Origin of the sequence: Candidatus Pelagibacter sp. HIMB1483, from assembly GCF_052048135.1 — a bacterium.
In the GTDB taxonomy this organism is placed as follows: Bacteria; Pseudomonadota; Alphaproteobacteria; order Pelagibacterales; family Pelagibacteraceae; genus Pelagibacter.
Genome location: NZ_JBNAIM010000002.1, coordinates 156103 through 168670 on the forward strand (window position 1 = coordinate 156103; position 12568 = coordinate 168670).

Consider the following 12568-nt stretch of genomic DNA (forward strand, 5'->3'; position numbering starts at 1 on the left):
TTTATGAAATTAGCTACAAGTTTAGAAAGACTAGGAACAGAGTCTGCGTTTTCAGTTTTAGCTGAAGCAAAAAAATTAGAGGCTCAAGGAAAACCAATGATACACTTAGGTTTAGGTCAGCCTGATTTTAAAACACCTAAACACGTTGTTGATGCTGCAAAAAAAGCTTTAGATGATGGACATCATGGTTATGTTTTATCAAACGGAATTTTAGAGTGTAGACAAGCAGTAACTAGATGGATTAAGAAACGTTACAGTGCAGATGTAGATCCTGAAAGAATTCTTATAATGCCAGGTGGTAAACCTACTATGCATTATGCAATACAATGTTTTGGAGAACCTGGGGCAGAAATAATACACCCAACACCTGCTTTTCCAATTTATGAGTCGATGATAAATTATACTGGCTCTACTGCAGTTCCATATGATCTTACCGAAGATAAAGATCTAAAATTTAGTGCAGAAAAAATTTTATCTTTAATAACTGAAAAAACCAGATTGTTAATTTTAATTAACCCTAATAATCCCACAGGAAGTTTTGTTGAAAAATCAGAAATTGATAAATTGGCAGAAGGATTAAAAAAACATCCTCATGTAACTATTTTAAGTGATGAAATTTATAGTAGACAAATCTTTGATAATAAAGAAATGCCTACTTTTTTTAATTATCCAGAATTAAGAGATAGATTAATTGTTTTAGAAGGATGGAGTAAGGCATATTCAATGACTGGATGGAGACTGGGTTGGAGCTTCTGGCCAGAAAACTTAATTGAACATGTAAATAAATTATTAATCAATAGTGTATCTTGTGTAAACGCTGCAGCTCAGTTTGCGGGTATTGCCGCCTTGGACGGTCCAGATGACTCAATTCATGAAATGATGGAAAAATTTACGGCAAGAAGAAAACTAATTCATGAGGGTTTAAATGATTTACCGGGCGTTGAATGTAGTTTACCTGGTGGTGCTTTTTATGCTTTTCCTAAAGTTATTGGAACAGGTATGAATGGATCTGAATTTTGTAAAAAGGCAATGCATGAAGCAGGTGTGGCAATAGTACCTGGAACTGCATTTGGAAAAACTTGCAATGATTATGTTAGATTTAGTTTTGCTGCGTCTAGAGATAATATTTCTCAGGCTTTAGAGAATATAAAGAAAATGCTCACTAAATAAGATGTTTTTTTTGTAATTCTTTAATAATATCAAATAATATGAATGAACAAGTCCAAGCAGAGTTAAAGAAAATGCTTAATGGAAGGTTTTCAACCTCTGAATCTGCGAGAGCTAATTATGCTAGAGGTGAAGATACTTATGACCCAGTTTTATCTCAAGCAGTAGTTTTTCCAGAAACTAATGAGGAAGTTTCAAAAATATTAAAATTATGCAATGAACATAAAATCCCTGTTGTCCCGTTTGGAACAGGAACTTCTTTAGAAGGAAATGTTGTGGGTAATGAAAGTGGCATAACCATCTGTTTGGAGAAGATGAATAAAATTTTAAGTGTTAATGTTGAGGATTTTGATTGTAGAGTTCAAGCTTGTGTAACAAGAGAACAATTGAATGAGTATTTAAGAGAGGATGGAGTTTTTTTTCCAATTGACCCAGGGGCTAATGCTGCCTTAGGTGGAATGGCTTCGACCTCTGCATCAGGTACAATGGCGGTAAAATATGGAACCATGAAAACAGTTATTTCAGGTCTTACGGTAGTTTTGCCTAATGGTGATATTATAAAAACTGGTGGTAGAACTAAAAAAACATCTGCAGGTTATAATTTAACAAATTTATTTATAGGATCAGAGGGAACTTTAGGTATTATCACTGAAGTTCACGTAAGGTTGTCCCCAATACCAGAAAATATAATGAGTGCTGTTTGCCATTTTCCTTCTTTAGAGGATGCTGTAATGACAGCTCAACAGGTTATTCAATATGGTGTCCCAATAGCAAGAATAGAGATGCTTAATAAAGAACAAATGGGCATAAGCATAAATTATTCTAAACTAAAAGACATTCAGGAAGTACCAACTTTATTTTTTGAATTTCATGGATCTGAAATTTCTAATAATGAAAACATAAAAATTGTAGAGGAAATATCAAAAGATAATAATGGTAGCTCATTTAAGTGGGCTAAGGATTTAGAGGAAAGAAATAAAATTTGGAAAGCTAGGTGGGATGTATATTATTCTGTTAAAGCTCTAATTAACAATGGTAGAGTTTATTCAACTGATGTATGTGTTCCAATATCTAAGATCACAGAGTGTGTAAAATTTGCGGAAGAGCAAGCAAAAAAATTTGGAGTTAGAGCTCCAATGGTAGGCCATATGGGTGACGGGAATTTTCATGTGATTTTACCTTTTGATCCAGAAAATAAAGAAAGTTATAAAAAAATTAGAGCTTTCAACGATACGCTAATAAAAAAATCACTAGAGCTTAATGGAACTATTACTGGTGAACATGGTGTTGGGCTTCACAAAAAAGAGTATTTGCTAGAACAACATCCTGATAATATTCCAGTAATGAAATCAATTAAAAGAACATTAGATCCAAACAATATAATGAATCCAGGTAAAATATTTGATCTTAACTGATAATTTAAAGGATAATTTATGAAAAAAATTTTAATTACAAGAAAACTAATTAAAGATAGTGAAGATAAAGCTTCCAAAACTTTTGATCCAATATTCAATTCTAATGATGAATTATATTCTCAATCAAAAGTAATACAGATGAGTAATGGTTGTGATGGAATATTAACATCTCTAACAGATAAAATGGATAAGGATACAATCGATAAATTACCAGATACAATTAAGATCATTTCAAACTTTGCAGTGGGTTTTGGTAACATAGATTTAGAAGCAGCCAAAAAAAAAGGTATTGCAGTTACAAATACACCTGAGGTCTTGTCAGATGCAACTGCAGAAATTGGAGTTTTGTTAATTTTAGGTGCATGTAGAAGAGCAGCTGAGGGGATTGAGGCTGCTAGAGATGGTGGATGGAAATGGTCAGCGGACTATTTAATTGGAAAACAATTAACAGGGACAAGACTTGGAATTTTAGGAATGGGAAGAATAGGTCAAAAAATAGCAAAAATTGCGAAATCATTAGGAATGGTAATTCACTATCATAATCGATCAAAGTTAAGTGAAGATAAAGAACAAGGTGCTGTTTATCATGATAATATAAAAAGCCTTTTTTCAGTATCTGATGTTTTATCTATTTGTTGTCCTGCAACTAAAGAAACAGAAAATATGATAAACAAAGAAACAGTAGAGTATTTTCCAAAAGGGGCCGTTATTACTAATGTTGCAAGAGGAGATATAGTTGACGACGAAGCTCTTATTGATGCTTTGAATAGAAGGAAAATTTATGCAGTTGGTTTAGATGTATATAAAAATGAACCCAATCTTAATCCTGGGTATTTAAAAATTAAATCAGCTTTTATTTTACCTCATTTAGGAAGCGCAACAAAAGATACAAGAATTGCAATGGCTAACTTGGCTATTGATAATATTGATGAGTTTTTTAAAACAGGAAATTGTAAGAACAAAGTAAATTAATACTACTCAAGATTGTATAAAAATACAATTTATAGATATCTGCGCTACTTTTTAGAAAGACTCTAATCTAATTTTATGCTTAAATTTGAACAGTTAATTAACTCATATAGGAGAAATAATGACAAAAGAAAATAAATCATTGAAGGTGAAAACATCTTCAAGACGTAAGTTCTTTAAAACTGCTGCTAAAGCTGGTGCTGTAGCTGCAGCTACAGTTGCAATGCCAAACATCGCAACTGCAAGCGGTCATAAAACTTTAAAGATGCAAGCTGCATGGCCAAGTGGAGCAAACATCTTTTTTGAAATGGCTGGAGACTACTGCAGAATGGTAGATGAAATGTCTGGAGGAACACTTAAGATAGATCTTCAACCCGTTGGTGCAGTTGTTAAAACTTCAGAAATCGGACAAGCAGTAAGTTCCGGTGTAGTAGATATGGGTCACTGGGTGACTGCATATTGGTATGGTAAAAATCCTGCTGCATCACTATTTGGAACTGGTCCTTCATACGGAATGTCATCTCAAGAAGTTATGGGATGGATGGAGTATGGTGGAGGAAGAAAATTATATGACGAAACACTTGCAAAAGTTGGTTTCGATTATGTTGGATTCTTCCATATGCCTATGCCTGCACAGCCTTTTGGTTGGTTCAAAAAGAACGTAACTAAAGTATCTGATGTAAAAGGTATGAAGTACAGAACTGTTGGTTTAGCGACTAACGTTTTAACTGCAATGGGAATGGTAGTTAGACAATTACCAGGTGGTGAAATTCAACCAGCAATGAAAACTGGTTTGATTGAAGCTGCTGAGTTTAACAACCCAACTTCAGACTCTCAATTTGGTATGCAAGACGTTTCTAAGCATTATCACTTAGGAAGCTTCCACCAATCTCAAGAGATGTTTGAGATTCCAGTTAACAAAAAAACATATAATAGTTTATCACCTGCACACCAAGCAATATTGAAGAATGCTGCTTATGCTGCAAACAGTGATAACTACTTTAAAGCTCTAGTAAGATACTCAAACGACCTTGCGAAGTTAATGAATGAGCATAAAGTAAATGTTTACCAAACTTCAGATGCTATCCTTGCTGAACAATTAAAAGGTTGGGATAAAGTAATCGGTGACTTCAATAAGAAAGATCCTTTCTTTAAGAAGATCGTTGATTCTCAAAAAGCATATGCGAAGAAAGTAATGAAATACTTGCTGATGAATCAGCCTAATTACAAACTTGCATATGAAAATGAGTTTGGACCAATTGGAAAAGTTAAAATCTAATAACTTTTAAAATTTTAAAAGGGGGGCTTCGGCCCCCTTTTTATTTGATTAATTCAAGACAATTCAATAAAAGTCTTTATTTATGATGAGATCATTTATAAAATTTGCAGATAGATTAAGCATCTCCATGGGTAAAGCTTTTTCATGGTGCATAGTGATCTTAATGGGAGGAACTTGCTATGAAGTTTTTATGGCATATGCATTAAATGCTCCCACTTTATGGAATTTTGATTTTAGTCTTCAAATGTATGGTGCTATTTTCATGATGGCTGGGGCTTATACATTATCAACTGAAGCACATGTAAGAGGAGATGTAATTTATAGATTATTTTCTCAAAAAACTCAGGCTTATATTGATTTAGTTTTATATTTCATTTTCTTTTTTCCTGGAGTTGTTGCTCTTGCATTTTATGGTTATGAATATGCAGCTTTAGCTTGGAAGATTAAGGAAACGAGCTGGAATAGTCCTGCGCAAATTCAAATTTATATGGCTAAATCTTTAATACCTTTATCGGGTGCACTTTTAACTATTCAGGGTGTTAGTGAAGTTTTTAGATGTATTATTTGTATTCAAACTGGAAATTGGCCAGAGAGAGATTCAGCAGATGCTGAAGAGACAGAAAAATTATTAATGAGAACTGCACAGAAAGGTAATACGGACGATGTTATTTAGCCTCACAAATCCTGAAGTTGCAATTTTAATGATGGGAATATTTTTATTTGCAGTTCTATTAGGTTTCCCAATTGCCTTCACGTTAATGGCAATGGGTTTAGGCTTTGGTTATTACGCTTATTTTGACCCAACAAAGATGGAGCATCTATTTGATAATAGGATTTTCCAATTATTTGTACAAAATACCTATACAGTAATGGATAACAATGTACTAACCGCCGTGCCCTTATTTTTATTTATGGGTTACTTGGTTGAAAGAGCGGGGATAGTTGCAAAATTATTTTTTGCAATAAGATTAGCATCACATAAACTTCCAGCTTCTATGGCAGTAGCAGCTTTAATAACTTGTACATTATTTTCGACTGCAACTGGTATTATAGGTGCGGTTGTTACTCTGATGGGACTTTTAGCTTGGCCAGCAATGGTTAAAGCAGGATATGATAAAAAATTTGCATCAGGAATTATTTGTGCAGGTGGATGTTTAGGAATTTTAATACCACCTAGTATTATGCTGATCGTTTACTCTGTTATTGCGCAATTATCTCCATTAAGATTATTTGCTGCAGCTATATTTCCAGGATTGATGTTGGCAGGACTTTACATTGGTTATGCAATTTTCAGAGCCTGGCTAAATCCATCAATTGCACCTAAGCCAGCAGCAGAAGAAATTCCACCAACTGCAGTAATCATGAGAGAAGTTTTAGTTTCATTTTTACCATTATTTTCATTAATCATTTTAGTTTTAGGCACGATACTTGCCGGTATTGCTACTCCAGCAGAAGCTGCAGCAGTAGGAGCATTTGGAGCCTTAGTGTTATCTTATTTTTATAAAACATTGAAATGGAAGAATTTTAAAGAGTCAGTGTTTTTAACAGCTAAAACAACTGCAATGATAATGTGGTTATTTATTGGTTCCTGGACATTTGCATCTGTATTTTCATATTTAGGTGGTCACGAAGTGTTCGAACATTTCTTTAAATCTTTAGATCTTCAGCCTTGGCAGTTTTTAGTTATCACTCAAATAATTATTTTTTTATTAGGATGGCCATTGGAATGGACTGAAATATTAATCATTTTTGTTCCAATTTTCTTACCACTAGTAGAATTTTTTGGAGTAAATCCATATTTCTTTGCAATGTTAATTGCTTTAAATTTACAAACATCATTTTTGACACCACCAATGGCAATGTCTGCTTATTATTTAAAAGGTGTTCAATCTAGAAATGTTGAATTAATGGATATATTTAGAGGTATAATGCCTTTTTTAGCCATTGTAATATTAGCGATGGTTTTAATGTACTGGTTCCCAGGAATTGCCTTATGGTTGCCAGAGACATTATTTGCAAATTAATTTTGAGACCTAAATGATAGATATTTTTTCTTTAAGCGTTGAAGAGTTGGCATCAAAAATTAAGGATGGACAAATTACTTCAGTTGAAGTTTGTCAAAAGTATATTGAAAGAATAAATAAATTTGAAAAAGATGTTAAGGCTTGGGCTCATTTTGACAAAAAAGTTTTATTAGAAAAAGCTTCAGAGGCAGATGAATATAGAAGATCTGGAAAACCAGTTGGACCTTTACATGGAATTCCTGTAGCTGTTAAAGATATTGTAGGCACAATAGATATGCCAACTGAATGTGGGACTGTTATCAGAAAAGGTAAATCCTATTCGCAAAATGCTGAGATAGTTGATTTATTGCATGCAGCAGGTGCAATAGTTATGGGCAAAACAACAACATCTGAACTAGCATATTTAGGACCTCCGAAAACTACTAATCCACATGACTATTCAAGAACACCAGGTGGATCTTCTAGTGGTTCTGCTGCATCCGTGGCTTCTTTAATGGCGCCATTGTCAATTGGTTCTCAAACAGGCGGTTCGATTATAAGACCAGCATCATATTGTGGGGTAGTTGGATATAAACCCAGCTATGGTTTGATTTCAAGAAACGGGGTATTAAGAACTTCATATACTTTGGATCACATAGGAATGTTTGGGAGAACAATAGAAGATGTTGCCTTATTAGCAAAAGTATTGATAAAAAAAGATAATTATGATCCAGCAACTATTTATTATTCAGCAGAGAATATTTTAAATGAAACTAAAAAAGGACCTTTGTTTGAACCTAAATTTATTTTTTATAAAACTGACTATTGGAAGATAATTGAAAAAAAATCAAGGGAGGCTTTTGAATATTTTATCAAATCATTTAAAAATATTGAAGTCTTTGATACACCTTCTTATTTTAAAGATATACATAAATATCATCAAATAATTCATGAAACAGATTTAGCAAATAATTTTGGTATTTATTATAAAAAATATAAATCAAAATTATCAAAATATATGCAAACTGCTATTGCGAAGGGCAATAAACATTCTGCAAAAGAATATGCCGAGGCAATTGATTTTAAAAAACAAAGCTATGAATCTTATCAAGAAGTTTTTGAAGATTATCATGGAGTAATAACACCTTCTAGTCCTGGTGTTGCTCCAAAGGGATTAAAGAGCACAGGTACGGCAGAATTCAATAAAGTTTGGTCTTATCTAGGCACCCCGTGTATTTCTCTTCCTTTACTTGAGGGCGAAAATAATTTACCATTAGGAGTTCAATTAGTCGGTGATCGATATGATGATCATAGATTTTTGGGAGTAGCTAGATGGTTAGAAAAGGAATGTCACGAATAAAATGAATAAAATAACTACAATTGTTGGTTTATCTTTTGCAATCTTTTTTTTAGTTGGTTTAGCAACTACATTAACTAGATCAATGATGATTGGTTTTCTAGATGTTTTACCAGTTTATATACTTATGGGTATTGCGATAGTGATGATGGTTTACGAAGCTTTCTTTGATAAAAATTAATTTTAGCTAAATTGAAAAACTTTAAGATTAATTTCTTTCCGCTTTTATTATTATTTATTCAGCCGATCTTTATGGCAAGTAATCTGGTGGTTGCAAGAGGAGGTGTGGAATTTGTGCCACCTATCTCTTTGGCTTTTTGGAGGTGGACAGTTGTTTTTCTTTTATTACTTCCTTTTACTTATTTGAGTTTGAAAAAAAATTTTAATGTAATTAAAAAAGAATATAAAAAACTATTTTTTTTAGGTTCCATGGGATGTGGAGTTTGTGGGGCCTTCCCATTTTTAGCTGGAGAAACTACAACAGTTACAAATATGGGAATTATTTATACATCATCACCAGTATTTATAATTTTGATTTCATATTTTTTCTTCAATGAAAATATCAATTTTACAAAAATAGTTGGTCTGATTGCTTGTTTAATCGGTGTTTTTACAATTATAATTAAAGGTGATTTAAATTTATTAATTAATTTGCAATTTACAATTGGTGATCTATGGATGTTAGCTGCAGCTATTGGTTGGGCTTTATATTCTATCTATTTATTTTATTGGAACTCTAAATTAAAAATTTTTGAAAGATTTACCTTAATATCATTTTTTGGAGCATTAAGTTTATTACCTTTTTATATCGGGGAAGAGTTATTTTACAAACAGACGGTTTTTATACCTGAATTTTATTTATGGGTAATTTTTGCAGCTATTTCACCAGGAATAATTGCTTTTACACTTTATACGATGGCTCAAAAAAAACTAGGTGCTTCTTTAACAGGATTTACACTTTATGTTTTTACAGTTTATGGAGCAATTTACGGATACTTTTTATTTGATGAGAAATTTGAAAATTATCATTTCATTGGAACAATTTTAGTATTTATTGGAATATACTTAGCAAAGAAAAATAATGTTAAAAAAGTTTAGGATTAATTTGTTGTTACTTTTTCAAATAATCATTTTTGTATATTTTATAATCTTAATTTTTTTATATTTTTATCAAAGGAACCTAATGTACCATCCTAATGAAAATAATTATTTTGACGATCAATTGTCTGTTTATGTTGAAAAAGTAAACATTAGTACCAGTGATAATATTAAATTATTAGGCTGGTATCATGAAAAAGATTTAAAAAAACATAAAACAATTATTTTTTTTCATGGAAATGCAGGATCATTGGAAAATAGGATCCATAAATTAAATCATTTTCGCGAAATGGATGTTAATTTTTTAATTATTGCATGGAGAGGTTTTAGCGGTAACAAAGGAAAACCGTCGGAAAAAGGTTTATACGAAGATGGCAAAAGTGCAATAAATTGGGTGCTTGAAAAAGGTGTTAAGGAAAAAGATATTGTTATTTATGGTGAGTCACTAGGTACTGGCGTAGCTACCCATTTGTCACAAAATAAGAATTTTGGTGGTCTCATTTTAGAAACTCCTTTTACATCCATGATTGATGCAGCAAAAACCTTTTATCCATACATACCTGTAGGCTTGTTGTTGAAAGACAAGTTTGACAATAAAAGTAAGATTAAAAATGTAAGTATTCCAGTTTTAATAATGCATGGTGAAGTTGATCAAATAGTACCTTTTTTTATGGGTAAAAAAATGTACGAAATTGCCAATGAACCAAAATATTCTTATTTTACAAAACATGACAATCATATGATGGAATATGACGAAAATCTTATAAAAGCTCTAAATTCTTTTCTTAAAAGTATAAATTAAGCCATAATCCAAACAAAGATATTTCAAATTTTTTTTTAAAGTTAGAATGATGAAAAAAATTTATTTATTTTTTGTTTCTTATCTTTTTTTAATAAATTTTGCTTATTCTCAAGATAAGTTTTTTCAGCCTGATGACTTATTTCATATTGATCATATGGACTCACATAACAAAGAGTTTACACTATATTTTAAGGGTAGAGAGAAATCTATTTTAGCTAGAGGTGAAGAAAGTAATTATATAAATGATTATCCAAAAGATCTTTATATTTATAATCATTCAACCAAATTATCTTCTCCCCTAATCTCTTATGATTGGTTTCCTTCACAAGCTAAATATTTTTTACAAGAATATGACTTTCCTGTATTTCCAGATGATTTTGCATACTATTTATTAAAAGACGATAAAACTTTAGTAATGATTAGTGCAGTAAAAAGTTTAAATGCAAATTTCAAATATGACATAATTAATAAAAGATTAGAACTGTATCCAACTACTGGTAAATTTGATTTTATTATTTCATCTTTTTCTAAAGATTGTGGATATTATAAATTTAAAGATAACTATAAGTGCAATATCTATAAACCTTTAATTTCAAGTAATTTGATTAATTAATTTGTGTAAAAGCTTCAGCAAATTTTTTAGCGTCGAATAATTGTAAATCATCTTCTTTTTCACCTAAGCCTAATGCAATGATAGGGAGTTTATGTTTTTTTGCTAAAGCTAAAAGAATACCACCTTTTGCTGTTCCATCTAATTTTGTCATAATTATACCTGTTATAGGAATAATTTTATTAAATTCCTCAACTTGATTGATTACATTTTGTCCAGAAGTTGCATCTAAAACTAAAATTACATTATGTGGTGCATCTGGATCTATTTTTTTTGTTACATTAGCTATCTTTTTATATTCCTCCATTAAATTTTTTTTATTTTGAAGTCTTCCGGCTGTATCAATTAAAACTTGATTAAAATTATTTTTTATAGCTTCATCGACTGCTTTATAAGCAACAGATGCTGGATCAGACCCTTGTGATGATTTAGTAATTTGAACACCTATTTTGTTTGCCCAATCTTCTAATTGTTCAATTGCGGCAGCTCGAAAAGTATCTGAAGCGGCAAACATAACTTTATTTCCATTAGTTTTTAAAATTTTACCAATTTTTCCAATAGTAGTTGTTTTGCCAACACCATTTACACCTGAAATTAAAGTTGCATTAAGTTTATCTTTCTTTTCAAAAAATGAATTATTTTCCAAAGGTTTCATTAATGAAATAATGTACTCTTTTAAAATTAGATTTATTTCATTTGATAAATCTTTTTTAGGATCAATTTTTTTTGTTGAAATAATTTCTTTTATTTCTGATGCCGCTTCCACACCTACATCTGATTGAATTAAAAATTCCTCTATTTTGTTTAAGTTTTCATCATCTATTTCTTTTTTTATAATTATTTCTTTAATTCCCGATGTAAGAGCTGAAGCACTTTTTTTAAAACCTATTTTAAATTTATCGAAAATTCCCATTATAATTTAATATTAATCTCTTTAATATCTGAAACAGGACCTCTCATATGAATTGAATTTTTTTCATCAATTGAAATTGTTAATTTCCCTTTTTCAAATTCTATATCAGTTTCGTTATCTGTTAGATTGTTTAATTTACCAGCAAAGGCAGTCGCACATGCAGCAGTGCCACACGCTTTAGTCAAACCAGCTCCTCTCTCCCAGACTTTAACTTTAATTAAACTCCTATTAATAATTTGAGCAATTGTGACATTACATCTTTCTGGAAAAATTTTATGATTTTCAATATTTGGACCAATTTTTTTGATATCAAAATTATCAATTTCATTGACAAAGAAAATTATATGTGGATTACCAACATTAACTGCTGTACCACCTGAATATTCTTTATTATTTCTGTCATTAATTTTGATATTCAAATTATTAGTATTTAATTTTTCTGACAATGGTATTTCATTCCATTCTATTTTAGCTTTTCCTATCTCTGTTGTAACAATATTATTTCCTAATATTTTAGATTTTAAGTTTCCAGATAAAGTTTTTAAAACTACACTTTTGTTATTAAGTTCTTTTGAAATTAAATCTGCTACACATCTAGTTCCATTACCACATGCTCCAGACTCACCACCATCAGAGTTATAAAATTTTAAGTTAGCATCAACAGATTTGTCAGTTCCAATTAATATTAATTGATCACAACCAACAAAATTCCTATCACAAATTTTAATTATTTGATCTTTAGTTAAATTGGTAGTTTTTTGTCTATTATCAATGATAACAAAATCATTACCTAATCCATCCATTTTAAAAGCTTTAATGTCCATATATAGTTATTTAACTTATTTATTGACTTTTTGAACCTCTATTATAGTTTGTGCCAGTTTCCGCAAAAACGTTAAATTTGCGGTGTCTTTGGAAACAAAGAGATCGACACTAGTCAGCGAGGGTTCGCCCA

At 31.1% G+C, this 12568-nt stretch carries 13 protein-coding genes; 11 read left to right on the forward strand and 2 right to left on the reverse strand.

Features of this window, described 5'->3' with window-relative positions; all coding sequences use genetic code 11:
* The first annotated feature begins 3 nt into the window (after window positions 1-3).
* From ACTTAV_RS01520 to ACTTAV_RS01570, 11 genes are all read left to right on the forward strand, one after another.
* On the forward strand, window positions 4-1170 hold the full coding sequence (locus ACTTAV_RS01520; RefSeq protein ID WP_440669727.1) for a pyridoxal phosphate-dependent aminotransferase: 1167 nt from the start codon (window positions 4-6) through the stop codon (window positions 1168-1170).
* A gap of 38 nt (window positions 1171-1208) precedes the next feature.
* A complete protein-coding gene (locus tag ACTTAV_RS01525) occupies window positions 1209-2582 on the forward strand; it encodes an FAD-binding oxidoreductase (RefSeq protein WP_440669729.1) in 1374 nt (457 codons plus the stop codon).
* An 18-nt stretch (window positions 2583-2600) separates the two neighbouring features.
* A complete protein-coding gene (locus ACTTAV_RS01530) occupies window positions 2601-3554 on the forward strand; it encodes a 2-hydroxyacid dehydrogenase (RefSeq protein ID WP_440669731.1) in 954 nt (317 codons plus the stop codon).
* Between the two features lie 118 nt (window positions 3555-3672).
* On the forward strand, window positions 3673-4830 hold the full coding sequence (locus tag ACTTAV_RS01535; protein ID WP_440669732.1) for a TRAP transporter substrate-binding protein: 1158 nt from the start codon (window positions 3673-3675) through the stop codon (window positions 4828-4830).
* An 85-nt stretch (window positions 4831-4915) separates the two neighbouring features.
* On the forward strand, window positions 4916-5503 hold the full coding sequence (locus ACTTAV_RS01540; RefSeq protein WP_440671019.1) for a TRAP transporter small permease subunit: 588 nt from the start codon (window positions 4916-4918) through the stop codon (window positions 5501-5503).
* Entirely contained in the window at window positions 5493-6854 is a 1362-nt protein-coding gene (locus ACTTAV_RS01545) for a TRAP transporter large permease (RefSeq protein WP_440669733.1), read from the forward strand. The genes ACTTAV_RS01540 and ACTTAV_RS01545 overlap by 11 nt, the downstream gene beginning before the upstream one ends.
* 13 nt (window positions 6855-6867) lie before the next feature.
* Window positions 6868-8193 (forward strand): amidase, encoded by a 1326-nt coding sequence (locus ACTTAV_RS01550; protein ID WP_440669735.1) that lies wholly within the window; start codon window positions 6868-6870, stop codon window positions 8191-8193.
* Window position 8194: 1 nt separating this feature from the next.
* On the forward strand, window positions 8195-8371 hold the full coding sequence (locus tag ACTTAV_RS01555) for a hypothetical protein (RefSeq protein ID WP_440669737.1): 177 nt from the start codon (window positions 8195-8197) through the stop codon (window positions 8369-8371).
* An 11-nt stretch (window positions 8372-8382) separates the two neighbouring features.
* The gene (locus ACTTAV_RS01560; RefSeq protein ID WP_440669738.1) at window positions 8383-9288 is read left to right on the forward strand and encodes a DMT family transporter; all 906 of its coding nucleotides are present in this window, start codon (window positions 8383-8385) and stop codon (window positions 9286-9288) included.
* An 85-nt stretch (window positions 9289-9373) separates the two neighbouring features.
* Window positions 9374-10090, forward strand: a complete 717-nt coding sequence (locus ACTTAV_RS01565; protein WP_440669739.1) for an alpha/beta hydrolase — start codon at window positions 9374-9376, stop codon at window positions 10088-10090.
* A 46-nt stretch (window positions 10091-10136) separates the two neighbouring features.
* Complete coding sequence (locus ACTTAV_RS01570) at window positions 10137-10703, forward strand: hypothetical protein (protein ID WP_440669740.1); 567 nt, start codon at window positions 10137-10139, stop codon at window positions 10701-10703.
* On the opposite strand, the gene ftsY is transcribed toward ACTTAV_RS01570, so the two are convergent.
* Entirely contained in the window at window positions 10696-11613 is a 918-nt protein-coding gene (gene ftsY, locus ACTTAV_RS01575) for a signal recognition particle-docking protein FtsY (RefSeq protein WP_440669741.1), read from the reverse strand. The genes ACTTAV_RS01570 and ftsY overlap by 8 nt on opposite strands.
* Window positions 11613-12437: a diaminopimelate epimerase gene (gene dapF, locus ACTTAV_RS01580; RefSeq protein ID WP_440669742.1), complete on the reverse strand. Its 825-nt coding sequence runs from the start codon at window positions 12435-12437 to the stop codon at window positions 11613-11615. Before dapF ends, ftsY begins: the two co-directional genes overlap by 1 nt.
* Between the last annotated feature and the right edge of the window lie 131 nt (window positions 12438-12568).